Consider the following 23,629-nt stretch of genomic DNA (forward strand, 5'->3'; position numbering starts at 1 on the left):
CCCGCCGCGGGCCGGACGCGCGGAGGTCGAGGTCTTCAGCAGATGAACGCCGTCTCCCCGATCTGCCTCACCGACCTCGTTCCCGCCCTGCGGTGGAGCGATCCCGCGATGGTGGGGCCGGTGTTGTGGCACGCCCGGCTGATCGAGGGCTGGTGGAACTCACTGCCGCTGCCCCGCGTCCTGGACATCGCCGGAACCACCTGGCTGTCGCACTCCCTCGCGCGCCTGGCCGCCGAGCAGTGGAGCCACCTCCCGCTGGGCGAGTTCCTGCCGTGCCTGCGCGCCGCCGACGTGGACCTCGACGACGTGGCCGAGCCCGTGCGGGGCGCCCTGCTGGCCACCGCCGGCAGCTGGGAGCGGCTGGTCTCGGCCAGCCCGGCCGCCATCGGCTCCTGGGGGCTGCCCGAAAGCTGCGGTCCGCTGGACCTCGTCGGCACCGCCACCTGGCGCGCGGTCGAGCCCCTGGCCGGCGAGCAGGGCCGCGCCGCCTCGCCCTCCCCCGGGCTGATGGTCGAGGCCGTCCGCACCCTGGCCAACTGGATGCCCGACTCGGCGCCCGACCACGTGCACAGCGCCCTGGCCTACCTCACCGCCGCCACCGGCGCCGGACCGGCCGAGGCGCCCGCCGAGCCCGATGAGGCGCCGAAAACGCAGAGCCCCGCCACCCGGGCGATCCGGACGCTGCGCGCGCTGCGGGCCCAGCGCGACGAGGAGACGCGGTCGCGGGCGGGCGCCGGCGCCGCATACGAGTCCGCCGCCGGGTCCGCAGCAGCCGAGGCCGCCGCGGGGCCGGTGCGCAGCTCGCTGCTGGGACCCGACCGCACGCTGCGCCGCCCCGCCTTCAGCCGGGTCCCGCAGCAGGACACCGCGGAGCCCGCGCCCGCGCCCGCCCCCGAGCTCGGCCGCCACCCCCTGGTGGACCTGCTCGAGGACTTCTTCCGCAACTGGACCGACGTCGAGCGCACCGTCGCCGCCGAGCGGCTGTTCGCCTCGGAGCCCGTCAGCATCCGGCTGCTGACCGACCAGCTCGGCGTGGACCTGCGCGACATCCGCAACGCCCAGCGCACCGTCGAGGAGCGGCTGCTGCAGTGGCTGGGCTCGCCCGCGGGCGGCCCGCTGACCAAGCACATGCGCGAGCTCTCCGACCACCTGGGCGCCGCCGCCACCGTCGACCACCTCATCACCGCCCATCCCGACCACCCGGTCGAGGTCCCGGCGCTGGGCACGCCGCTGTGGCGGGTGGTCATCACCCTCTTCACCGACCGCCGGCTGCACAACGGCTGGCTGGTGGCCGACGACCCGCACCGGATGCGCTGGCAGACCCGCGAGATGCTGGGCGACGCGCCCAGCACCTCCGACGCCGCGATCCGGCTGGCCCGGATCGGCATCCGCCAGCAGGCCGTGCGCGCGTGGCTGCTGAGCACACCGGGCGTGACCATCCGCGAGGGCCACGTCATGGTGGACCCCTCGATCCCGGTCGAGAACGCGCCCCCCGGCCCCGCCTACGGCAGCACCCCGCCCGACCCCGACGCCGAGGCCGAAGGCACCACCACCGCCAACGGGCTGCCCATCCGGCGGCGTCCCGGCGCCGAGGCGCCGCTGCAGGACCACGCCGAGCATCCCCGGCCGAGCGCGCCGCAGCCGCCGCGGGTGGCCGACTCGGCCCGCTGCTTCCGCGCGCCCGACGGCCGGTGGTGGCACCGGGTGGACGTCTCCGCCGACCACCTGCACGGTGCACCGGTCACCGTTCCGCCGGGCTATGCGACGCATCTGGGCCTGCAGCCGGGCCGCCTGCTGTGCCTGACGGCGCCCGGCGCCGACCTGCTGGTGCTGGTCTGGCGCGACCAGCCGGCGTTCGACTCGCTGCGTCCGCTGCTGCGCCGCCTCTCGGCGCAGCCCGGCGACCGGGTCTTCATCACCGTCAACGGCGACCGGCTGGACGCGCGCCGCCTGCCGGCCGCCGACATGAGCTCGCACGGCCCGACCAGCCGCGCGCTGCACCTGATCGGCTACACCGCACCCGCCGCCACCGAGGAGGCCCTCAAGATCATCGCGCGGCGCATCAGCGAGGACGGCTCCGACGACCGCGCCGCGGAGCCGCAGGCCCTGCTGGACAGCCTGACCGAACGCGGTGACACCGACATCGCCCACGAGCTCGGCCCAGGCCTCATCCCGGCGCATTGAGCCCACAGGCACGGCGCAGCGGTCATGACTGCGAACACCGTCGGCTTCGCCCCCTTCGACCACCTGGTCGAGATCGTCGCCCCCGCACCGCGGCAGGGCTGACCGCTCCGGCGCTGACGACGGGCCCCGCCGATGCTTCGGCGGGGCCCGTGCAAACGCCGGGGATCGCGCCTGCGGCGCACGGTTTTCAGACGTTGAAGCCGAGCATGCGCAGCTGGTCGCGGCCGTCGTCGGTGATCTTGTCCGGGCCCCACGGCGGCATCCAGACCCAGTTGATCTTGACCTCGCGCTCGAACTCGTCCAGCGCGGTGTTCGCCTGGTCCTCGATGACGTCGGTCAGCGGGCAGGCGGCGCTGGTGAGCGTCATGTCCAGGGTGATGACGTCCCCGTCGACGTTGACCCCGTAGAGCAGGCCGAGATCGACGACGTTGACCCCGAGCTCGGGGTCGATGACGTCCTTCAGCGCTTCGCCGATCTCCTCGGCCAGCGCCTCGCCGCCGGCGGGCTCCGGTACGGTCGCGGTGGAGTCCTGTTCGGTCATGAGGCGCCCTCCTTCTCCGTTTCCAGGGTCTGGGCGGTCGCGTCCTTCCACGCCATCCAGGCGAGCAGGGCGCACTTGATACGGGCAGGGTATTTCGAGACGCCGGCGAAGGCCACCGCGTCCTCCAGCACGTCCTCGTCGGGCTCGGCCTGGCCCTTGGAGTGCATGAGCTCGGTGAACTCGTCGAGCATGCGCATGCCGTCGTCGACGCTGCGCCCGATCAGCAGGTCGGTCAGCACCGACGCGCTGGCCTGGCTGATCGAGCAGCCCATGCTGTCGTAGGACACGTCGCTGACCGTCGCCCCGCCGTCGAGGCCGCCCCCCTCGGCGGCCGGCGTGAGCCGGACGCGCAGGGTGATCTCGTCGCCGCAGGTGGGGTTGATGTGGTGGGCCTCGCCGTCGTGCGGCTCACGCAGCCCCTTGTTGTGCGGGTTGCGGTAGTGGTCCAGGATGATCTCCTGGTACATGGAGTCGAGCTGCATAGTAGCGGCCTGTCCCCCCCTTCCTAGCGTGCAGCCGCGGTGCCGAAGAACCGCTGCGCGGCCCGGATTCCCTCGGCCAGGGCGTCGACTTCGGCGAACGTGTTGTACAGGTAGAACGACGCCCGCGTGGTGGCCACGGTCTCGTAGCAGCGGTGCAGGGGCCACGCGCAGTGGTGGCCCACACGCACCTCGACGCCGAGGTCGTCGAGGACCTGGCCCACGTCGTGCGGGTGGATGTCCTCGACCGTGAACGCGATCGCGCCGCCGCGGTCGACGGCGTCGGCCGGGCCGATGATGCGCACGCCCGGCACCTCGGCGACCCGCTTGAGCGCGTACTCGGTGAGGGCGTGCTCGTGGGCCTGCACCTTGTCCATACCCACCGCGCTGAGGTAGTCGCACGCGGCGGCCAGCCCCACGGCCTGCGCCGCCATGGGGGTCCCGGCCTCGAACCGCTGCGGCGGGTCGGCCCAGGTGGTGTGGTCCATGTAGACCACGCCGATCATGGACCCGCCGGAGATGAACGGCGGCATGGCCGCCAGCAGCTCCGAGCGCCCCCACAGCACGCCGATGCCGGTCGGCCCGAGCATCTTGTGCCCGGAGAACGCGAGGAAGTCCACGCCCAGCTCGGCGACGTCGACCGGCATGTGCGGCACCGACTGCGCGGCGTCGGCCAGCACCAGCGCGCCGTGGGCGTGGGCGCGCTCGGCGATGGCGGCGACCGGGTTGACGGTGCCCAGGACGTTGGACTGGTGGGCGATCGCGACGAGCTTGGTGCGGTCGTTGATCAGCTCGTCGATGCCGCTCAGGTCCAGCCGGCCCTCGGGGGTCACCGGGAACCACCGCAGCGTCGCGCCGGTGCGCTGGCACAGCTGCTGCCAGGGCACCAGGTTGCCGTGGTGCTCCATCTCGCTGACGAGGATCTCGTCGCCGGGGCCGACGACGAACCGGGCGTGGGCGTCGCCGCCGGTGGCGGCGTTGCTCATGGCGTAGGCCACCAGGTTGATGCCCTCGGTGGTGTTCTTGGTGAAGACGACCTCGCCGGGCTGGGCGCCCACGAACGCCGCGATGGTCGCGCGCGCGCTCTCGTAGGCGTCGGTGGCCTCCTCGGAGAGCTGGTGCGCGCCGCGGTGCACCGCCGCGTTGTGGCGTTCGTAGAAGACCCGTTCGGCCTCGACCACCTGGCGGGGCTTCTGCGATGTCGCTCCGGAATCGAGATACACCAGCGGGCGCTCGTCGCGGACGGTGCGGGCCAGGACCGGGAAGTCGGCCCGCACCGCCTCGACGTCGAGGCGCCCCAGCTCGCTCGTGGTCACTTCGCTGCGCCTGCCTTCGCGAAACGCTCGTAGCCCTCGGACTCCAGGGTGTCGGCCAGCTCGGGCCCGCCGGACTCGGCGACGCGGCCGCCGGCGAACACGTGCACGTGGTCGGCCTGGACGTAGTTGAGGATGCGGGTGTAGTGGGTGATGAGCATGACGCCCACGTCGCCGGTCTCGCGCGCCCGGTTGATCCCGGCCGAGACGACCTTCAGCGCGTCCACGTCGAGACCGGAGTCGGTCTCGTCGAGGATGGCCATGCGCGGCTTGAGCAGCTCCAGCTGGAGGATCTCGTGGCGCTTCTTCTCACCGCCGGAGAAGCCCTCGTTGACCCCGCGGGCGGCGAAGGAGGAGTCGATGGCCAGGTTGCCCATGGTCTCCTGCAGCTCCTTGGAGAAGGTGCGGAGCTTGGGCGCCTCGCCGCGCACGGCGGTGACCGAGCTGCGCAGGAAGTTGGACATGGACACGCCCGGAACCTCGACGGGGTACTGCATCGCCAGGAACAGGCCCGCGCGGGCGCGCTCGTCGACGCTCATCTCCAGCACGTTCTCGCCGTCGAGCAGCACCTCGCCGTCGGTGATCTCGTAGCGGGGGTGGCCGGCGATGGCGTAGGCGAGCGTGGACTTGCCGGAGCCGTTGGGGCCCATGATGGCGTGGGTCTCGCCGGAGTTGATGGTGAGGTCGACGCCCTTGAGGATCTCCTGGCGCTCCTCGGCGCCGATGAGGACGTCGGCGCGCACCCCGCGGATTTCGAACTTCGTCATATGCGATTCAGCCTTTTGAACTCTGGGTGTTGAGCGAGACGAGGACGTCGTCGCCGTCGATCTGCACTGCGTAGGTGGCGACCGGTTGGGTCGCCGGCGGGTTGATCGGCTTGCCCGAGCCGAGGTCGAAGCAGGACCCGTGCAGCCAGCACTCGACGGTCCCGTCCTCGACCTCGCCCTCGGACAGGTTCACCTCGGCGTGGGAGCAGATGTCGCTGATGGCGTAGATCTCGCCTTCGCTGCGCACCACCGCCACCGGCGTGTCGCCGATCTCCACGCCCAGCGCGCCCTCGTCGGGGACGTCGCTCAGCGAACACACCCGGGTGTATCCGTCACTCATGGAGGGCCAGCTTCTCCTCCACCTCGTCCATGATGCGCTCGCGCAGCTCGGGGACCGCGATGCGGCCGATGAGCTCCTGGAAGAACCCGCGGATGACCAGGCGCCGGGCCTCGTCCGCGGGGATGCCGCGCGACTGCAGGTAGAAGAGGTGGATGTCGTCGAGCCGGCCGCTTGCGCTGGCGTGGCCCGCGCCCTCGACCTCTCCGGTGAAGATCTCCAGGTTCGGCACGGAGTCGACCCGCGTGCCGTCGGTGAGCACCAGGTTGCGGTTGTGCTCGTAGGAGTCGGTGCCGGAGGTGCCCTCGCCGATGATGACGTCGCCGATCCACACCGCGTGGGCGTCCTCGCCGCTGAGCGCGCCCTTGTACTCGACGCGGCTGCGGGTGTTGGACTCGTTGTGGTCGATCAGCGAGCGGTGCTCGTGGTGCTGGGCGCGGCCGGTGAAGTACAGGCCGTGCAGCTCGGCGTCGCCGCCGGTGCCCTTGTAGCGGACGCTGGGCGACAGGCGGACCAGGTCGCCGCCGAGTGTGACCACGAAGCTGCGGAACCGGGCGTCGCGGCCCACCGTGGCGTACTGGTGGGAGACCTGGACGGCGTCGTCGTCCCAGTCCTGCAGGCTGATGACGGTCAGCGAGGCGCCGTCCTCGACGACGAACTCGACGTTGTCGGCGTAGACGGCCGAGCCGGCGTACTCCAGGACCACGGTGGCCGAGGAGTGCGGCTCGGCGCGCACCAGGACGTGGCCGTAGGCGTCGCCGTGCTCGGTACCGGTGATGTTGACGAACACCGTCTCGGACAGCTCGGTGTCCTTGGGCACGGTGACCACGGTGGCCGGGTTGAAGTCGGTGAAGCTCTCCCAGGCCAGCGCGCTGACGCGGTCGTTGGGCAGGAAGGACGCGCCGATGCGGGAGTCGTCGCGCCCGACGCGCTCGACGACGGCCTGCTCAGGGCCGGAGACCTCGACGGTGATGGTGCCGTCGGCGATCTCGCGGCCCTGGTGCAGGCCGCGCAGCCGGCGGAGCGGCGTGAAGCGCCACTCCTCCTCGCGCCCGTTGGGCACGGGGAAGCTCGCGGACTCGAAGGACCCGTGCACGTCCAGGCGCGAGATCGGGATGTCCCCGCCGTGCGAGTGCTCGCGGATTCCGAGATTGGGGCTGGCCATGCTTAACCGACCGCTCCTTCCATCTGCAGTTCGATCAGCCGGTTGAGTTCCAGCGCGTACTCCATGGGGAGCTCGCGCGCGATGGGCTCGACGAACCCGCGGACGATCATGGCCATGGCCTCGTCCTCGTCCAGACCGCGGCTCATCAGGTAGAAGAGCTGGTCCTCGCTGACCTTGGAGACGGTGGCCTCGTGGCCCATCTCCACGTCGTCCTCGCGGATGTCGTTGTAGGGGTAGGTGTCCGAGCGGCTCATGGTGTCGATGAGCAGCGCGTCGCACTTGACCGTGGACTTGGAGTGGTCGGCCCCCTCCTGCACCTGGATCAGCCCGCGGTAGGAGGCGCGGCCGCCGCCGCGCGCCACCGACTTGGACACGATGGTGGAAGAGGTGTTGGGCGCGCAGTGCACCATCTTGGAGCCGGTGTCCTGGTGCTGGCCCTCGCCGGCGAAGGCGACGGAGAGGGTCTCGCCCTTGGCGTGCTCGCCCATCAGGTAGACGGCCGGGTACTTCATCGTCACCTGGGAGCCGATGTTGCCGTCGATCCACTCCATGGTGGCGCCCTCGTAGGCGACGGCGCGCTTGGTGACCAGGTTGTAGACGTTGTTCGACCAGTTCTGGATGGTCGTGTAGCGGCAGCGGGCGTTCTTCTTGACGACGATCTCCACGACCGCGGAGTGCAGCGAGTCGGTCTTGTAGATCGGCGCGGTGCAGCCCTCGACGTAGTGGACGTAGGCGCCCTCGTCGACGATGATCAGCGTCCGCTCGAACTGGCCCATGTTCTCGGTGTTGATCCGGAAGTAGGCCTGCAGCGGAATCTCGACGTGCACGTTCGGCGGCACGTAGATGAACGACCCGCCGCTCCACACGGCGGTGTTGAGCGCCGAGAACTTGTTGTCGCCAGGCGGGATGACGGTGCCGAAGTACTCCTGGAAGAGCTCCGGGTGCTCCTTCAGCGCGGTGTCGGTGTCGAGGAAGATGACGCCCTGCTGCTCCAGGTCCTCGCGGATCTGGTGGTAGACGACCTCGGACTCGTACTGCGCGGCGACACCGGCGACCAGGCGCTGCTTCTCGGCCTCGGGGATGCCGAGCTTGTCGTAGGTGTTCTTGATGTCCTCGGGCAGCTCCTCCCAGGAGGCGGCCTGCTGCTCCGTGGACCGCACGAAGTACTTGATCTTCTCGAAGTCGATGCCCCCGAGGTCGGCGCCCCACTCGGGCAGCGGCTTCTTGCCGAAGAGGCGCAGCGACTTGAGACGGAGCTTCTCCATCCACTCCGGCTCGTCCTTCTTGCCGGAGATGTCGCGGACGACCTCTTCGTTCAGGCCGCGCCGAGCGGAGGCGCCGGCCTCGTCTCGGTCGGCCCAGCCGTACTCGTAGGTACCGAGCCCTTCGAGCTCGGGGTGCGCGGTAGACGTCATTACGCGGATCCTCCTGGACTCAGACGTCCTTCATCTGGCGTCGCCCGCCCTCTCGCCCCAGGACGGGCGGGCGTGTTCTCATCGGTGCGCGACTGGCCCGGGCTCCCGGCGGGACGGGGCTCGGCAGCGGCGATGTCGCGCGGGGTGACGTGCGTGGTGCACACGCCGTCGCCGTGGGCGATGGTGGCCAGCCGCCGCACCGGGGTCCCCAGCAGCCGTTCGAAGACCTCGACTTCGGCCTCGCACAGCTCGGGGAACTCCGTGGCGACGTGGGCCACCGGGCAGTGGTGCTGGCACAGCTGGTCGCCGCCGCCCGGGGCGGGGGCCTCACCGGCCGACGCCGCGTAGCCGTCGTTGGACAGCGCCTCGGCCAGCAGCCGGATGCGCTGCTGCGGCGGCGCCGCGGCGAGCATCGGGCGGTAGCGCCGTTCGAGGTCGGCCACCTGGCTCCGGGCGAACTCGGCCACGGCCTGGGACCCCGCCTTCTCGGCGAGGAACCGCAGCGCACTGGCGGCGAGGTCGTCGTAGCCGTGCACGAACGCGTCGCGCCCGGCATCGGTGATGGCGAAGACCCGGGCCGGCCTGCCGCGGCCGCGGCGCCCGCGGTCGCGGGAATCGCGGGCCTCGACCATGCCCTCGTTCATCAGGTTGTCAAGGTGGCGGCGGATCGCCGCCGGAGTGAGGCCGAGCCGCTCGCCGAGCATGGCGGCGGTGATGGGCCCGTGTTCGAGGATCAGCCGCGCCACGCGTGCGCGCGTACCGTTCTCGGCACCCCGCTCGGGGCCGTGAGCGGCCGCGGAGGCGCCGACGGCGGCGCTTCCCGCGGACTGCTGACGGTTCCCCATGTTTTTCACAACATCAGTGTGGCGTAAATAAGTCCCGGCGGGCAAACGCCGCCCGATGCGGTAAGTCACGCAGGTGAGGCTAACCTTGCCGGCTTTTGGTGGGGTGGGGCGGGGGTTTGGGGGTGGTGCTGGTTGCTGGGTGCTGATATTCGGCAACACGTGGTTGTGTGCGGTATTCCCGACCGTGCATGCGAGTTGTGCTCCGGACTGGGCCGGGGTCCTGTTTGAGGATGCACCGTGCGCTCGGCGGCAAGCCCGCCCACTCGCTGCGCGAGTGGCGCCCCATCGCCGCAGCCCACCCCCTCGAGAGCCCGATCCTGTAGGCGACCCAACCCCCACGGGGCGGGCGCTCCTGTACGTGACCGCACCCCGCGGGGCGGCCGGTCCTTCAGGGGGCCGGGGGCGGTGCGGGTAGTCGGCCGTCCCGCCATAGACTCGGGACCCATGGAGACAGCCGCGGTCGAGGCCACTGAACTGGTCAAGCGCTACGGCGCGACAACCGCCGTGGCGGGCCTGACGTTCTCCGCGGCCCGCGGCGCGGTCACCGCGCTGCTCGGCCCCAACGGCGCCGGCAAGACCAGCACGGTCGAGACCTGCGAGGGCTTCCGGCGCGCCGACGCCGGCCGGGTGCGCGTGCTGGGCCTGGACCCGGCCGCCGACGCCGCCGCGCTCAAACCGCGCGTCGGTGTGATGCTGCAGTCGGGCGGCGTGCCCACGGGCGCCCGGGCCGGCGAGTGGCTGCGCCTGGTGGCCTCCTTCCACGCCAGCCCGGTGCCGCCCGAGGTGCTGCTGGAGCGCCTGGGCCTGGTCTCCGCCGCCGCGACGCCGTTCCGCCGCCTCTCCGGCGGCCAGCAGCAGCGGCTGTCCCTGGCCGCCGCCGTGGTCGGCCGCCCGGAGCTGGTCTTCCTCGACGAGCCCACGGCCGGACTGGACCCCCAGGCGCGCCACGCCACCTGGGACCTCATCGCCGAGCTGCGCGACTCCGGGGTCGGCGTGGTGCTGACGACCCACTACATGGACGAGGCCGAGCGGCTCGCCGACCACGTGGTGATCATCGACCACGGCCGCACCGTCGCCTCCGGCGCGCCCGAGGAGCTGACCGAGTCCCGCCAGGAGCTGCGCTTCCGCGCCGGTGCGGACCTGGACACCGCCGGGCTGGGCGCGGCGCTGCCCGCCGCCGCGGCCGTCGAGCGGCGCGGCGACGGCGATCCGGGCCCCGGAGCGGGCCGCCGCGGCACCGCCGTGCTCACCGAGTACGCCGTCACCGCCGACGCCTGCGGAGGCATCGGCCCCGAGCTGGTGGCCACCGTGGGCGCCTGGTGCGCCGCCAACGGCATCTCCCCCGAAGGGCTGCGCGTGCAGCGGCGCAGCCTGGAGGACGTCTTCCTCGAACTCACCGGCCGAGACCTGCGCGAGCCATGACCGAACCACGTACCCGCACCGCACCCGGCCTCTTCGCTCCCGCGCCGGGGGCCGCGCCGCCACACCGCATGGTCGGCGCGCAGGCCGCCATGGAGCTGCGCATCATGCTGCGCAATGGCGAGCAGCTGCTGCTGACCATGGTGATTCCTATCCTGCTGCTGACGGGGTTCAGCCTGACGCCGGTGCTCGACCTGGGACCCGGCCCGCGCGTGGACTTCCTCGCGCCGGGCGTCCTGGCGCTGGCGGTGCTCTCCACCGCCTTCACAGGCCAGGCCATCGGCACCGGGTTCGAGCGCCGCTACGGGGTGCTCAAGCGCCTGGGCGCGACCCCGCTGCCGCGCGGCGGCCTGCTGGCGGCCAAGACCCTCGCGGTGCTGGGCGTCCAGCTCGTCCAGATCGTGCTCATCTGCGCCACCGCCGCGGCGCTGGGCTGGCGCCCCCATGCCGACGCGGCCGGCGTCGCCTACGCCGTGCTGCTGGTCCTGCTGGCCACCGCGTGCTTCACCGCGCTGGCGCTGCTGATGGCCGGGACGCTGCGGGCCGAGGCGACCCTGGCCGCGGCCAACCTGGTCTACGTGGTGCTTCTGGGCCTGGGCGGGGTCGTCTTCCCCGTCGACCGGCTGCCCGGGGCGGTGCGGACCGCGGTGGAGGCGCTGCCCATCACCGCCCTGACCGAGGGCCTGCGCGGTGTGCTCGCCGACGGCGCGGCGCCCTCTCTCGGCCCCGTGGCCGTGCTGGCCGCCTGGGCGGCCGTCGGCGCGGTGCTGGCCGCACGGCTGTTCCGCTGGGAGTAGCGCCCGCCGCACCGCGGTTCCGGCCGACCGGGGCGGCGCGCGGCGCGCGGACCCCCGCCCGGGCCCGGCCGTTAGGCTCGTGCGCGTGGAGTCCATCGGTGTGCCCCTGGTCGCGCTCATCCGATCGCTGGGGCCGCCGCTGGTGGTCCTCGCGGTCGGCGGGGTGCTGCTGGTGCGCCGCCGTCCGGTGCGGGCCCGGGTGATGTGGGCGGCACTGGCCGTGCAGCTGGCGGCGGCCGCGCTGCCCTACGCGTGGCTCTCGCTGCAGGCGGCGGCGGGACTGGGCCGGCACTACGCCGTCGCGCCGGTGATGATCCTGGTGCAGCCGGGCGCGGAGGCCCTCGCCTGGATCCTGGCGCTTGCAGCCGTGACCGCCACCGCTCCCCCGCACCGCGCTGGGCGGGAGCGGCCGGCCCCCGAGACGCGGAGCGCCGGCCCCGGCCGGAACGGCGCCTCCCCCGATCGGCACGGCCGCACCGACCGGGCCGTGCCGCAGGGCCCGCCCAGTACTCGGACGTAGCGGCGGCGCGCGGCCGCACCGCATCCGCCCGGCCCGGGCCCCGGGATTCCGGCGCGCGCTCCTACTCCTCGGCCTCGTCGCGCTCCAGGGGGCAGGTCATGCAGTGGGGGCCGCCGCGGCCGCGGCCGAGCTCGCTGCCGCTGATCTCCAGCACCTCGACCCCGCGGTCCCGCAGGTAGGCGTTGGACGCGGCGTTGCGCTCGTAGGCGACCACCGTGCCGGGCTCCAGCGCGAAGACGTTGCAGCCGTCGTCCCACTGCTCCCGCTCGGAGGAGAACACGTCCTGGGTAGGGGTCAGCACGGTGATGTCCTCCAGCCCGGCGGCGTCGGCGATGGCGGCGTGCATGCGCTCGGGCGGGTTGTCGGTGACCTTCAGCTCCTTGTCGGTGTCGCCGGGCTCGATGGTGTAAGAGGGCAGCATGCCCAGGCCCGCGTACTTGGTGAACACCCCGCGGTCCACGCACGTCATCACGGTGTCGAGGTGCATGATGGCGCGCGCCTTGGGCATCCACAGCCCCAGCAGGCGCTGCGCGCCGCCGCGGGCGAACAGCTCGTGGGCGAGCATCTCGACCGCCTGGGGCTGGGTGCGCTCGCTCAGCCCCACCAGCACCGACCCGTTGCCGATGGGCATGACGTCGCCGCCCTCGATGGTGGCCGGCCCCCAGGCGTGGCCGGGGTTCCACAGCTCGAAGGCGGCGTCGGCGAACAGCGGGTGCCAGCGGTAGACGGCCTCGTAGTGGATGGTCTCGCGGCGCCGCGCCTTCTTGCGCATCGCGTTGACCGACACCCCGCCGCCGATCCAGCAGGAGGTGTCGCGGGTGAAGAGGTGGTTGGGCAGCGGCGTCAGCACGAAGTCGTCGGGGCCGAGGGTGTGGAACCACACCGAGCGGGGCTCCTCGACACGCTCCAGCAGCTCGCGCTTGGTGATGCCGCCGATGAGGTACCGGCACAGGGAGGCGGGGTCCATGGCCTCGAACGCCGCACGCAGCGCGTCGACCGCCATCGGGCCGAAGAAGCGCTGGTCCCAGATGCAGTCGAGCACGTAGGCGCGGGCCTCCGGCAGCGCCAGCACCTCCTGCAGCAGGTCGCCGAAGAGGTGCACCGCGGCTCCGCGGGAGCGCAGCAGCGCGGTGAAGACGTCGTGCTCCTCGCGCGCCCGCTCGGCCCACAGCACGTCGTCGAAGAGCAGCGCGTCGTTGTTGGAGGGGGTGAGCCGGCTCAGCTCCAGGCCGGGACGGTGGACGATCACCTGCCGCAGCCGCCCCACCTCGGAGGTCACCGAAAACGCCATGGACTCCTCGCTTCTCGTTCCGCCGCGGCCCGCGCCGTGCGGGGTGAGGGTCAGCATTCCGTGCAACCGGGTGTCCGAAACCTCGGCGGGCTCCGGTCGGCCCGGCGGCGGACCGGAGGTGTACCGGGGCGGGCGGGACGGCGCGCCCGGCCGGGAGGCGCTTAGGATGAGCGCCTGTGAGTGCGAACGCGGCGGTGAATTCATCCGGTGGCCCCATCTGGACGCGGCTGCCCAGCGGAACCGGCCTGCTGCGGGCGGCCGGCGAGTCCGTGCCGCCGACGTGGTTCGTGCTCATCGGCATCCTGTCGGTACAGGCGGGCGCGGGTGTCGCCAGCCGCCTCTTCGCCGTGCTGCCGCCCAGCGCGGTGGTGTGGCTGCGGCTGCTGACCTCCGCGGTGGTGCTGCTGGCCCTGGCCCGGCCCGCGCTCCGCGGCCGCACGCGCGCGGACTGGATGGTGGCCGTGGGCTTCGGCGTGTGCCTGGCGACCATGAACTTCGCCATCTACCAGTCGTTCGCGCGCATCCCGCTGGGCATCGCGGTCACCATCGAGTTCCTGGGCCCGCTGTCGGTGGCGGTGATCGGGTCGCGGCGCAGGATCGACCTGCTCTGGGTGGCGCTGGCCGGCGCCGGCGTCGTGCTGCTGGGCCGCAGCGACGGCGACATCACCCTGGCCGGTGTGCTGTTCGCGCTGCTCGCGGGCGCCGCCTGGGCCGGCTACATCCTGCTCAGCGCGGCGACCGGGCGGCGATTCCACGGCATGTCGGGGCTGGCGGTGGCCAGCGTGGCGGGCACGGTCCTGGTCGCCCCGGCCGGGATCGCCGCGGGCGGCTCGGCACTGCTGGACCCCCGGCTGCTGCTGATCGGGCTGGCGATCGGCCTGCTGTCGTCGGTGGTGCCCTACACGCTGGAGATGCAGGCGCTGCGCCGCATGCCGCCGCGGGTGTTCGGCATCCTGATGAGCCTGGAGCCGGCGGCGGCCGCCCTGGTCGGGCTGGTCCTGCTGGGCGAGTTCCTGTCGGCGTGGCAGTGGCTGGCGATCGGCTGCGTCGTCGCCGCCAGCGTCGGCGCGACCCGCCGGCGCGAACCGAAGGAGCCGCGGCGCTCGGACGCCCCCGTCGAGGAGGCGCCCGAGCGCGAGCCGGACTGAACTCCGGCGGGCGGGGGCGGCGGGCGGGCGCGTCGGCGCCCCGCGGGCCGCCGCTCGGTCCGCGGTCGGACCGCCGCGCTGCGCGTGCCCGCCGCGGGAGGCGGCGCCGGGTCCTGGGCTGCCGCCGGCGGCCACCCCGTCCAGCACGCCGGCCACCTGCCCTAACCACGACGCCGCGGTCTCCAGTCGGCCTCGGCATACCGGTCGTGCAGCGCGCTCATCGCCGCCCCCGGCCCGGTCGGGCCCCCGGCGCGCACGGCACCGGGGGCCTCCCGCAACCACGACGACCTCGCGCCGGGCGTCGGGGTGGCGCTCGCGGCGGAGCAGTCCGCGGTCGGCGAGGCGGTCGACGACCATCGTCACCGAGCAGGTGGTCAGGCGGAGGCCTTGGGCGATCTCGCCCGGTGTCATCAACCCGCCCACTCTGAGCAGCGTGTAGCACTGGAAGTCGGTCGGGTTGATGTGGGAGTCGGCCGACAGGGCGTACAGCAGGCGGATCAGCCCGGCGGCCAGGCGCTGCCCGTCGTGCTGGATGGCGTCATAGGGGCCCTCGCGCGAACGCCGGGGCCCGCCGGGCCTCCGACCGTCCTCGCCCGGCGCGGCGTCCCTCGTCCTCGTTCTCCTCGCGCTCCGCCTGCACTGCGGCGGGCCCGGCCCGTTCCCCGCCCCCGACGAGTCGAGGCGCCCTCGGCGACCGCCCGGCCCGGCGGAGCGCTTCGCACGCCGACTCCGGCGGAGGTCGCGGCACGGGCGACGGTAGGCGGCCCCGCGGCGGGATAGCGGCCGCAGCGTACTCCGCCTCCGCCGGGGACGCCGGGCGCGGGGCCGCCGCACGATGACGGCCCGTGAGCGCATAACTTCATCCATCGTTCCTGCTCACGTCTCGTTCCCCGCCCCTGATCACGAAAGGCCGGACATGGTGCACGGTTCCGCCCATCGCCCGGAGGACTCCCGGTCGCCCTGGAGGCGGCGCGTCCGGATTGGCGCCGCGGTCGTGGTGGTGCTCGCCTGGATCGCGGGGGCGGGCCCCCTGGGCTCGTACGTCGGCCGGCTCTCGGAGGTGCAGACCAACGAGCAGTCGGCGTTTCTCCCGCTGGGGGCGGAGTCCACCGAGGTCAGCGAGATCGAGGAGGAGTTCTCCGAACAGGACGCCGCACCGGCCTTCGTCGCCTACGCCGACGAGGACGGTGTGGACCCCGCGGCCGTGCGCGCCGACGCCCGGAACATCGCCGGATCCGAGGCGGTCGGCGGGACGATCGCCGGACCGCTCATCGGCACCGAGGACGACGGCGTCCTCCAGTTGGTCGTCCCGCTCGACCCCCGGATGGAGGAGACCGCCGCCGTCGACCGGCTGCGCGCGGAACTGGCGGACAGCGCGACCGAGGACGGCACCGAGGTGCTGGTCACCGGACCAGCGGGGTTCGCCGCGGATCTCTCCGCGGCCTTCGCCGGCATCGACGGCACGCTGCTGGCCGCCGCGCTGGCCGCCGTGCTGGCCATCCTCGTTGCCGTGTACCGCTCGCCGATCCTCCCGGCCGCCGTGATCGCCGCGGCGGTGCTGGCCCTCGCACTGGCGGCCGCCGGGGTCTACGCCGCCGCGGCTGCGGACTGGCTCACCCTCAACGGACAGAGCCAGGGCATCCTGTTCATCCTGGTCGTCGGCGCCTGCACGGACTACGCCCTGCTCCTGGTGGCGCGCTACCGCGAGGCCCTCACCGAGCACCGCAGCGCACCGCCGGCCCTCGCCTCCGCGGTGCGCGGCACCGCCGCCCCCATCCTCGCCTCGGGCGGCACCGTCGTCCTCGGCGTGCTCTGCCTACTCGCGAGCGACCTGGCTTCCAACCGCAGCTTGGGGCCGGTGGCGGCGCTGGGGATCGGCGCGGCGATGGCCACCGCGCTGACGTTCCTGCCGGCGGTCCTGCTGCTCCTCGGCCGCACCGCGTTCTGGCCGGCCCGGCCCCGGTACACGGTGGCCGACGCCGGCAGCGGGGGCGGCGGGACGGGAGGCCAGGCCCGGCACCCGCTGTGGGGCCGGGTCGCCCGCGCCGTGGGGCGCCGGCCGCGGGCCGTGTGGACGGTCACCGCCCTGGTCCTGCTCGCCGGTGCCGCGTTCGTCCCGTCGTTCGAGGCGGAGGGGACCTCCACCGCCGACGTCTTCCGCACCGATGTGGAGTCGGTGCGCGGGCAGGAGGTGCTGCGGCGCGGCTTCGGCGATGACGCGGGGGCGGCGCCCGCGGTGATCGTCGCCGACGCCGGCAAGGCCGACGAGATCGCGGCCGCCGCCGAGCGTGTGGACGGCGTGAGCGGAGCGCGTCCGGTCACCGAGGGCGGCGGGCCGCCCACGGGGGCCGGGGAGCGACCGGGCGCACCCGCTGCTCCGCCGAAGGTCGTCGGCGGTCGCGTCCTGGTCGAGGCGGGCCTGGAGGCCCCCGCGGAGTCGGCGCGGGCCGTGGAGATCGTCCGTAGTCTGCGCACGGAGGTGCACGCGGTGCCCGGCGCCGAAGCCCTGGTCGGCGGCCCCAGCGCGGTGATGCTCGACACGCTGGAGACCGCGCAGCGCGATCTCGCGGTCGTGATCCCGCTGGTGCTGGTGGTGGTGCTGGCCGTGCTGGTCGCGGTGCTGCGGGCGGTCGTCGCGCCGCTGCTGCTGGTGGCGACGACTGTGCTGTCGTTCGCGGCCGCGCTGGGTGTCGGCGCACTGGTGTTCAACCACGTGCTGAAGCTGCCCGGAGCCGACCCGGTCGTGCCGCTCTTCGCGTTCGTGTTCCTGGTCGCCCTGGGCATCGACTACAACATCTTCCTGATGACGCGGGCGCGTGAGGAGGCGGTGCGCGCGGGCCACCGGGAGGGGGTGCTGCGCGCCCTCACCGCCACCGGCGGGGTCATCACCTCGGCGGGGGTCGTGCTGGCCGCGACCTTCGCGGCGCTGGCGGTGATCCCGGTGCTGTTCCTGCTGCAGCTCGCGTTCCTGGTTGCGTTCGGAGTACTGCTGGACGCACTCGTTGTGCGGTCCCTGCTGGTGCCCGCGCTCGCCTTGGACGCCGGCCGGCGGACGTGGTGGCCCGGCCGGCCGGCGCGCAGCGGGCGGTAGCCGGGGGGGGTCGCCGCCACCGGCGCTGCGGCGAAGCCGCGGCCAGGCGCCGAGCGCCGGCGTGCCGCCGGAGGCTCCTCCCCGGCGGGCCCGGCGCCACCAGGGGACGAGGTCAGAACTCCGGCGGCGTCGAGCGCGGCGGATGGACCGTCCTGCGCACCCACTCCCCCACCGCGGCGGCCGTCTGCTCGGCGTGGTCCTCCAGCATGGTCAGGTGGTCGCCCGGCACGCGCAGGGCGTCGTGCGGCAGCGGCCACGCGAAGCGCCACAGCCCTTCCGCCACGGGGGCGCCGCCGCCGTCGGCCACCGGGTCGTCCGGCCGCACCATCGCCGTGCGAGCAGCGATCTTGCGCGGAGACCAGCTCTCGAACAGGTCGAGGTAGCCGCCCATCGCCGTCGCGCGCGCGGCATCGGTGAGGCCCAGCTCCCGGTCGCGCTCGATGATGCGCCCGCCGATCAGCGGGGCCAGCGCCGCGTCCTCGGGCACCGGCGTGTCCAGCAGCACCACTCCCGCCGGCCGGCGGCCGCGCTGCTCCAGGGCCTCGGCCACGGCGTGGGCGACCCAGCCGCCGGAGGAGCGGCCCACCAGCACGAAGCGCTCGGCGCCGCACGCCTCCTCCACCGCCGCGGCCTGCGCCTCGGCGGCGGCCCGGACCGTGCCGGGCAGGTGCTCGCCGCCGGCGAACCCGGGCTGGGGCAGCACGCGCACCTCGTGGACCCCGCGCAGGGCCGCGGCGAAGCGGGCGTACTCGTGCGGTCCGGAGATCATGACCAGCGACGGGAAGCATACGAACAGCGGCGCCCGGCCCTCGGCCAGCAGCAGCGGCCGGGGCCGCGGCTGCCCGCGCCCCGCGTCGAACCGCGGACGCAGCCGGGCGGCGGCGCGCAGCATCTGCAGGCCGTCCTCGACGCGCCCCGCCGCGCACGCCCCGCGGAACAGCGCGACCATGCTGTCGCCCCCGGGGTCGGCGCCCGCGGCGGCGCCCTCCCGCCCGGCGCCCGCCTCACCGCCTCCGGGCCCCTCGACCGGCCCGAAGCCGTGCTCGGGGGCGCTGCGCTCGTCGAGCAGGCCGCGCAGGTGCTCGGCCAGCTCCCCGGGTGTGGCGCGGCTGAACACCAGGCCGGCGGGCAGGGGCGCGCCGACCGCCGCAGCCAGGCGGTTGCGCAGCTCGACCGCCGTCAGCGAGTCCGCCCCCAGCTCCAGAAACCGCCGGTGCTCGCCGATCGCCGCGGCGTCGGAATGGCCGAGCACGTCGGCGGCGTGCGCACGCACCAGCTCCAGCAGGACGCGGGTGCGCTCGGCTTCGGGCCGGGCGGCGAGGTCGCGCGGCAGCCCCGTGCCCCCGCCGCCTTCCGCGGCCGCCGCCGCTCCGCGCCGCGGCGGGCGGACGAGGCCGCGGAACACCGGCGGTATCCGGCCGGTCTCGCGGGCGCGCGCGGCCAGGCCCGCGCGGTCGACGGGCATCGCCACCACGTGCGGTTCGCCCGTGCCGAGGGCGGTGTCCAGCAGTTCCAGGGCCTGGTCGGTCTCCAGCGCCCCGGCGACGCCCTGGCGCCGCATGCGGGCGAGGTCGGCCTCGCCGAGACCGGCGGTCAGCTCGCTGCGGTCGGCCCACAGCCCCCACGACAGGGATGTGGCGGGCAGCCCGCGGCTTCGGCGGTGGACCGCCAGCGCGTCCAGCGCGGTGCTGGCGGCGGCGTAGGAGGCCTGCCCTGCGGCGCCCAGCACCCCCGCGGCCGAGGAGTACAGCACGAAGGCGGCCAGCGGCGCCTCGCGGGTCAGTTCGTGCAGGTTCCAGGCCGCGCCGGCCTTGGCCGCCAGGACGGGTGCGGCGCGCTCGGGCGTGAGCGCGGTGACCGGCGCGTCGTCGAGGACACCGGCGGCGTGCACGACCGCGGTGAGCGGCCGGTCGGCGGGCACGCCGCCGATCACGCCGGCGAGGGCGGCGCGGTCGGCGGCGTCGCAGGCGCGGATGTCGGCCTCGGCGCCCAGCGCCCGCAGGCCCTCGGCCAGCTCCCCGGCGCCGGGGGCGTCGGGACCGCGCCTGCTGGTCAGCAGCAGGCGGCGGACGCCGTGGGTGCGCACCAGGTGGTAGGCGGTGAGCGCGCCCAGGCGGCCGGTGCCTCCGGTGATGAGCACGGTGCCGCGGGGGTCGAGCGGGGTCGGCGTCTCCAGCACGAGCTTGCCGACGTTGCGGCCCTTCTGCAGGCACCGCAGCGCCTCGTGGGCGCGGCCGATCGGCCAGGCGGAGGCGGGCAGGGGCCCCAGCGCGCCCTGCTCGAACAGCCGCAGGACCTCCTGGAGCATCTCCTGGATGCGCTCGGGTCCGCATTCGCCCTCGCCGAGCCGGAAGGCGCGGTAGGTGGTGCCCGGGTGGTCCGCGGCGACCGCCCCGGCGTCGCGGACCTCGGCCTTGCCGATCTCGACGAAGCGCCCGCCCGGCGCCAGCAGCCGCAGGGAGGCGTCGATGTGCGCGCCGGTCAGCGAGTTGAGCACCACGTCCACGCCTGCGCCCCCGCCGAACGCGTCCTCGTAGTCCAGCGTGCGCGAGTCGGCGATGCGGGCGTCGGGGACACCGAATCCGCGCAGCACCGGCCACTTGCCCCGGCCGGCCGTGGCGTAGACCCCGGCGCCCAGGTGGCGGGCCAGCCGCAGCGCCGCCTGGCCCACACCGCCCGCCGCGGAGTGCACGAGCACCCGCTCCCCGGGCCGTACCCGCGCCAGGTCGACCAGGGCGTGGTAAGCGGTCAGGTAGGCGATGGGCGCCGCCGCGGCGTCGGTGTCGCTCCAGTGGCCGGGTACGGCGGCCACCATGCGCCGGTCGGCGACGCCGACGGTTCCGAGGGCGCCGTGCACGATGCCCATCACGCGGTCCCCCGGGGCCAGGTCGGTGACTCCCGCGCCGGTTTCCAGGACCTCGCCGACGCACTCGCTGCCGAACTCGTGCTCGGCGGCGAAGATCCCGAGAGCGAGCAGCACGTCGAGGAAGTTCAGGCCGGCGGCGCGCACCGCGATGCGCACCTCGCCCGCCGTGAGCGGGCGCTGCGCCGCCCGGGCGGGCACCGCCCGCAGCCGGAGGGTGCCGTCGCCGGCGGGTTCGAGCCGCCACGGTTCGGCGCCGGGCGGCGGGACGACCCGGGCGGACTCCACGGCCGCCAGCCTCGGGACGCGGCACGCGCCGCCGCGCACCGCGATCTGGTCCTCGTCGGCGGTCAGCGCGGCGGCGAGCACCCCCGCGGCGGCGCCGTCCGCACCGTCGGCGCCCGGTTCCAGGTCCACCAGGGCGAACCGGCCGGGGTGCTCGCTCTGCGCGCAGCGCACCAGTCCCCACACGGCCGCGCCGGCCGGGTCGGGCTCGGGGCCCTCGGGGGCGGGCCCGTCCCGGCGCCCGTCCCCGCCGGGGGTCCGAGCGGTCGGCTCGGTGCCCACGGCGACCGCCCCGGCGGTCGCCACCACCAGTCGCGCGCCGGCGAGGCGGTCGTCGCCCGGCCAGGCCCGGACGAGCGCGAGGACGTCGGCGACCGCGGTGCGGGCGGCGCCGGCTCCGGAGCCCGGCCGGGCACAGCGGTAGAGCACGACGTCGGGAACCGGCGCGCCCGCTGCCGCTGCCGCGCTCAGTTCGGCGAGGTCGGCGTAGTGGGGCGCGCTGGCGGACAGTACTCCGGCGCCGGCGCGATCCCCCAGACTCGCCCAACCGGACGGCGCCGGAGCCGGCTCGGCGGGAGCCGGCGCCGGGACCCAGTCCACCCGGTAGAGGGGCTGCGTGCCGCGCCCGCCGGCGGCCGAGGCGGAGACCGGCCGGGTCGTGAGGGCCTCGACCGTGAGGACGGGGGCGCCCCGGGGGTCGGCGGCGTGCACGGCGAAGACCCCCTCCTCCAGCCGGGTCAGGCACACGCGCAGCGCGGTGGCGCCTTCGGCGTGCAGCCGCACGCCCTCCCAGCTGAAGGGCAGGCGCGGCGCCGCGTCCGGCCCGTTCCCACCGGAGGCGTCCAGCAGCAGCGGGTGCAGTGCGGCGTCGAGCAGCGCGGGGTGGATCCCGCAGGCCGCCGCCTCGGCGCGGCGTTCGCCGGGCAGGGCGACGTCGGCGTAGAGCCGGTCCCCGCGGCGCCACGCCGCCTTCAGCCCGCGGAAGGCGGGCCCGTAGGCATAGCCCCGCCCCGCCAGGTCGTCGTAGGCGCCGTCCAGCGGCAGGGGCTCGCTTCCCGGCGGCGGCCACGCCCCGGTGGGCCCGCCGGGCGCGGCGCCGGGCGCAGCCGCGTCGTCGGGGGCGAGCGTCCCTTCGGCGTGCACGGTCCAGGCGTCGCCGGCGCCGGGGCCCGACTCCGCCGGGCGGGGGCGGGAGTGCACACTGACGGCGCGGCGGCCGCCTTCCCCCGCGTCGTCGACGCGGACCTGCACCTGCAGGCCGCCGGTCGCCGGCAGCCATAACGGAGTGTGCATCGCCAGCTCCACCAGCCGCGGGCACTCGGCGCGGTCGCCGCCGCGCAGCGCCAGCTCGGCCAGGGCGGTTCCCGGCAGCAGGGCGTCGCCGCCCAGCGCGTGGTCGGCCAGCCACGGCATCCGGTGCAGGGCCAGTTCGCCGGTGAGCAGGAACCCGCGGGTGCCGGCGCGCGAGACGGCGGCGCCCAGCAGCAGGTGGTCCTCGGTGCCGATGCCCAGGGCCGGGTCGGCGCCGCCCGCGCGCCGGGCCCAGTAGCGGCGGTGCTGGAAGGCGTAGGTGGGCAGGTGCACGCGTGCGCTGGGGCGCCGGGCGAGGAGCGCGCCCCAGTCGGGGGCGGCGCCGTGCGCGTAGGCCTCGGCGACGGCGGCGGTGAAGCGCTCCGGACTGCCCTCGTCGCGGCGCAGCGTGGCCACCACCCGCTGCCCGGCCCCGGGCGGGGCGTCGGCCGACTCCGCGGTGCGGGCCACGGCCGCACCCATCACCGGGTGCGGGCTGACCTCGATGAACACGCACGGGTCGGCTTCGGCGAGCGCGCGCACAGCGGGTTCGAACAGCACCGGTCGGCGCAGGTTGGCGAACCAGTAGTCGGCGCCCAGCTCGGCGCCGTCGACGACCTCGCCGCGCACGGTGGAGTGGAAGGGCACGCCGCCCGAGCGCGGCGCCAGTCCCGCCAGCTCCGCGGCGATCGGGCCGCGCAGCACCTCCATCTCGGGAGAGTGGGACGCGAAGGCGGAGGCGACGGGGCGGGCGCTGACGCCCTCCCGCTCGTACTCGGCCCGCACCTCCTCCAGCGCCTGCCGGCGCCCGGAGATGACGACCGACTCCGGGCTGTTCAGCGCGCCGACGCTGAGCGCCTCGCCCCACGGGAGGATCCGCGCGGCGGCCTCCTCGGCCGGCACCGGGACCGCCAGCAGGCCGCCGGTCTCGATCAGCGGGACGGACAGCCGGCTGCGCGCCGCGGCGACGCGGGCGCCGTCCTCCAGCGAGAGCGCGCCGCAGACGCAGGCGGCCGCGATCTCGCCCTGCGAGTGGCCCACCACGGCGTCCGGCCGAACCCCGCAGGCCGACCACAGCTCGGCCAGGGCCACCATCACCGCCCACAGCACAGGCTGGAGCACATCCACCCGCTCCAGCCCCGGTGCACCGGGTTCGCCGCGCAGCACCGCACCCAGCGACCAGTCCACGTGCGGGCCCAGGGCCACTTCGCACTCGGCGATCCGCCCGGAGAAGATTTCGGAGGCCTCCAGCAGTTCGGCCGCCATCCCCGGCCACTGCCCGCCCTGCCCGGGAAACACGAACACGGTCGCGGTGGTCGCACCGGGAGCGCCGCCCTCGCCGCGCACGGTGCCGAACGGGGTCTCGCCGCGCGCGAGGGCGGCCAGCCCGTCCAGGTGCTCGTCGCGGCGGGTGCCGAGCACGACGGCGCGGTGCTCGAAGCGGGCGCGGGTGGTGGCCAGGGAGTAGGCGACGCCGACCGCGTCCGCTTCGGGGTGCTCGGCCAGATACGTATGCAGCCGCTCGGCCTGGGCGCGCAGCGCCTCGGGCGTGCGCGCGCTGATCGGCAGCGGCACCGTCCGCTCTCCTCGCGCCGGGTCCGGTCCGAAGAGGAGGGGCCGGGGGCCGTGCGGTGCCGGGGAGGCGGTCGGCCCGTCGCCGGACGTGTTCCCGGTGCCGCCCGCGTACGGCGGGGCTTCGGGGGCGGCGGGAGGTGCGGGGATCCCGGCGAGTCCGCCGAGGACGCGTCCCCGCGGAGCGCCGGCGGGCTCGCCGGAGGGCGCGGGAAAGTCGTAGGCGTGATCGTGCGGCGGTTCCTCGACGACGACGTGGGCGTTGGTGCCGCTGATCCCGAACGACGACACCCCGCCGATCCGCCGG

At 74.9% G+C, this 23,629-nt stretch carries 16 protein-coding genes and 1 pseudogene; 6 read left to right on the forward strand and 11 right to left on the reverse strand.

All coding sequences use genetic code 11. The annotated features are described in order from the left end of the window. Window positions 1–42: 42 nt before the first annotated feature. Entirely contained in the window at window positions 43–2,184 is a 2,142-nt protein-coding gene (locus ABEA15_RS21515; protein WP_345558611.1) for a hypothetical protein, read from the forward strand. A gap of 187 nt (window positions 2,185–2,371) precedes the next feature. On the opposite strand, the gene ABEA15_RS21520 is transcribed toward ABEA15_RS21515, so the two are convergent. Genes ABEA15_RS21520 through ABEA15_RS21555 form a run of 8 tightly spaced genes read right to left on the reverse strand, consistent with a single transcriptional unit; the run spans window position 2,372 to window position 9,046 of the window. Further along, a complete protein-coding gene (locus ABEA15_RS21520) occupies window positions 2,372–2,725 on the reverse strand; it encodes a metal-sulfur cluster assembly factor (protein WP_344146443.1) in 354 nt (117 codons plus the stop codon). After that, entirely contained in the window at window positions 2,722–3,207 is a 486-nt protein-coding gene (gene sufU / locus ABEA15_RS21525) for a Fe-S cluster assembly sulfur transfer protein SufU (RefSeq protein WP_344146440.1), read from the reverse strand. The genes ABEA15_RS21520 and sufU overlap by 4 nt, the downstream gene beginning before the upstream one ends. A 23-nt stretch (window positions 3,208–3,230) precedes the next feature. Next, a complete protein-coding gene (locus tag ABEA15_RS21530) occupies window positions 3,231–4,520 on the reverse strand; it encodes a cysteine desulfurase (protein ID WP_344146438.1) in 1,290 nt (429 codons plus the stop codon). Next, the gene (sufC, locus tag ABEA15_RS21535) at window positions 4,517–5,284 is read right to left on the reverse strand and encodes a Fe-S cluster assembly ATPase SufC (RefSeq protein ID WP_311546019.1); all 768 of its coding nucleotides are present in this window, start codon (window positions 5,282–5,284) and stop codon (window positions 4,517–4,519) included. The genes ABEA15_RS21530 and sufC overlap by 4 nt, the downstream gene beginning before the upstream one ends. A 7-nt stretch (window positions 5,285–5,291) precedes the next feature. Then, entirely contained in the window at window positions 5,292–5,624 is a 333-nt protein-coding gene (locus ABEA15_RS21540; protein WP_344146434.1) for a non-heme iron oxygenase ferredoxin subunit, read from the reverse strand. Next, window positions 5,617–6,786 (reverse strand): Fe-S cluster assembly protein SufD, encoded by a 1,170-nt coding sequence (sufD, locus tag ABEA15_RS21545; protein ID WP_344146431.1) that lies wholly within the window; start codon window positions 6,784–6,786, stop codon window positions 5,617–5,619. Before sufD ends, ABEA15_RS21540 begins: the two co-directional genes overlap by 8 nt. Window positions 6,787–6,788: 2 nt before the next feature. After that, window positions 6,789–8,201: a Fe-S cluster assembly protein SufB gene (sufB, locus tag ABEA15_RS21550; RefSeq protein ID WP_344146428.1), complete on the reverse strand. Its 1,413-nt coding sequence runs from the start codon at window positions 8,199–8,201 to the stop codon at window positions 6,789–6,791. Continuing rightward, the gene (locus ABEA15_RS21555; RefSeq protein ID WP_345558615.1) at window positions 8,201–9,046 is read right to left on the reverse strand and encodes a helix-turn-helix transcriptional regulator; all 846 of its coding nucleotides are present in this window, start codon (window positions 9,044–9,046) and stop codon (window positions 8,201–8,203) included. Before ABEA15_RS21555 ends, sufB begins: the two co-directional genes overlap by 1 nt. Before the next feature lie 444 nt (window positions 9,047–9,490). Between ABEA15_RS21555 and ABEA15_RS21560 the strand changes: the two genes are divergently transcribed. The 3 genes from ABEA15_RS21560 (at window position 9,491) to ABEA15_RS21570 (ending at window position 11,782) form a co-directional block, all read left to right on the forward strand. Then, a complete protein-coding gene (locus ABEA15_RS21560) occupies window positions 9,491–10,468 on the forward strand; it encodes an ABC transporter ATP-binding protein (protein WP_344146422.1) in 978 nt (325 codons plus the stop codon). Beyond that, window positions 10,465–11,262: an ABC transporter permease gene (locus ABEA15_RS21565; RefSeq protein WP_345558617.1), complete on the forward strand. Its 798-nt coding sequence runs from the start codon at window positions 10,465–10,467 to the stop codon at window positions 11,260–11,262. Before ABEA15_RS21560 ends, ABEA15_RS21565 begins: the two co-directional genes overlap by 4 nt. A gap of 85 nt (window positions 11,263–11,347) precedes the next feature. After that, window positions 11,348–11,782 (forward strand): hypothetical protein, encoded by a 435-nt coding sequence (locus ABEA15_RS21570; protein ID WP_345558619.1) that lies wholly within the window; start codon window positions 11,348–11,350, stop codon window positions 11,780–11,782. Between the two features lie 61 nt (window positions 11,783–11,843). On the opposite strand, the gene ABEA15_RS21575 is transcribed toward ABEA15_RS21570, so the two are convergent. Next, entirely contained in the window at window positions 11,844–13,073 is a 1,230-nt protein-coding gene (locus tag ABEA15_RS21575) for an arginine deiminase (protein ID WP_345558621.1), read from the reverse strand. Window positions 13,074–13,267: 194 nt separating this feature from the next. On the opposite strand from ABEA15_RS21575, the gene ABEA15_RS21580 reads away from it, so the two are divergent. After that, a complete protein-coding gene (locus tag ABEA15_RS21580; RefSeq protein WP_345558623.1) occupies window positions 13,268–14,221 on the forward strand; it encodes an EamA family transporter in 954 nt (317 codons plus the stop codon). A 297-nt stretch (window positions 14,222–14,518) separates the two neighbouring features. Here ABEA15_RS21580 and ABEA15_RS21585 read toward each other — a convergent pair. Beyond that, a pseudogene (locus ABEA15_RS21585) lies at window positions 14,519–15,088 on the reverse strand (MarR family transcriptional regulator); the annotation flags it as partial. Window positions 15,089–15,137: 49 nt separating this feature from the next. On the opposite strand from ABEA15_RS21585, the gene ABEA15_RS21590 reads away from it, so the two are divergent. After that, entirely contained in the window at window positions 15,138–17,312 is a 2,175-nt protein-coding gene (locus tag ABEA15_RS21590; RefSeq protein ID WP_345558625.1) for an MMPL family transporter, read from the forward strand. A gap of 112 nt (window positions 17,313–17,424) precedes the next feature. Here ABEA15_RS21590 and ABEA15_RS21595 read toward each other — a convergent pair whose 3' ends face one another. Beyond that, window positions 17,425–23,613, reverse strand: coding sequence for an acyltransferase domain-containing protein (locus ABEA15_RS21595; RefSeq protein WP_345558627.1), 6,189 nt, complete (start codon window positions 23,611–23,613; stop codon window positions 17,425–17,427). Window positions 23,614–23,629: the final 16 nt, after the last annotated feature.

Origin of the sequence: Streptomonospora halophila, assembly GCF_039542725.1 — a bacterium.
Taxonomy (GTDB): domain Bacteria; phylum Actinomycetota; class Actinomycetes; order Streptosporangiales; family Streptosporangiaceae; genus Streptomonospora; species Streptomonospora halophila.

Bases quoted from the DNA above. Each gene is read 5' to 3' on its own strand.
- ABEA15_RS21560 (WP_344146422.1), top strand. From the start codon at position 9,491: ATGGAGACAGCCGCGGTCGAGGCCACTGAACTGGTCAAGCGCTACGGC.
- ABEA15_RS21565 (WP_345558617.1), top strand. From the start codon at position 10,465: ATGACCGAACCACGTACCCGCACCGCACCCGGCCTCTTCGCTCCCGCG.
- ABEA15_RS21590 (WP_345558625.1), top strand. From the start codon at position 15,138: ATGGTGCACGGTTCCGCCCATCGCCCGGAGGACTCCCGGTCGCCCTGG.
- ABEA15_RS21520 (WP_344146443.1), bottom strand. From the start codon at position 2,725: ATGACCGAACAGGACTCCACCGCGACCGTACCGGAGCCCGCCGGCGGC.
- ABEA15_RS21515 (WP_345558611.1), top strand. From the start codon at position 43: ATGAACGCCGTCTCCCCGATCTGCCTCACCGACCTCGTTCCCGCCCTG.
- sufC (WP_311546019.1), bottom strand. From the start codon at position 5,284: ATGACGAAGTTCGAAATCCGCGGGGTGCGCGCCGACGTCCTCATCGGC.
- sufB (WP_344146428.1), bottom strand. From the start codon at position 8,201: ATGACGTCTACCGCGCACCCCGAGCTCGAAGGGCTCGGTACCTACGAG.
- sufU (WP_344146440.1), bottom strand. From the start codon at position 3,207: ATGCAGCTCGACTCCATGTACCAGGAGATCATCCTGGACCACTACCGC.
- ABEA15_RS21540 (WP_344146434.1), bottom strand. From the start codon at position 5,624: ATGAGTGACGGATACACCCGGGTGTGTTCGCTGAGCGACGTCCCCGAC.
- sufD (WP_344146431.1), bottom strand. From the start codon at position 6,786: ATGGCCAGCCCCAATCTCGGAATCCGCGAGCACTCGCACGGCGGGGAC.
- ABEA15_RS21575 (WP_345558621.1), bottom strand. From the start codon at position 13,073: ATGGCGTTTTCGGTGACCTCCGAGGTGGGGCGGCTGCGGCAGGTGATC.
- ABEA15_RS21555 (WP_345558615.1), bottom strand. From the start codon at position 9,046: ATGGGGAACCGTCAGCAGTCCGCGGGAAGCGCCGCCGTCGGCGCCTCC.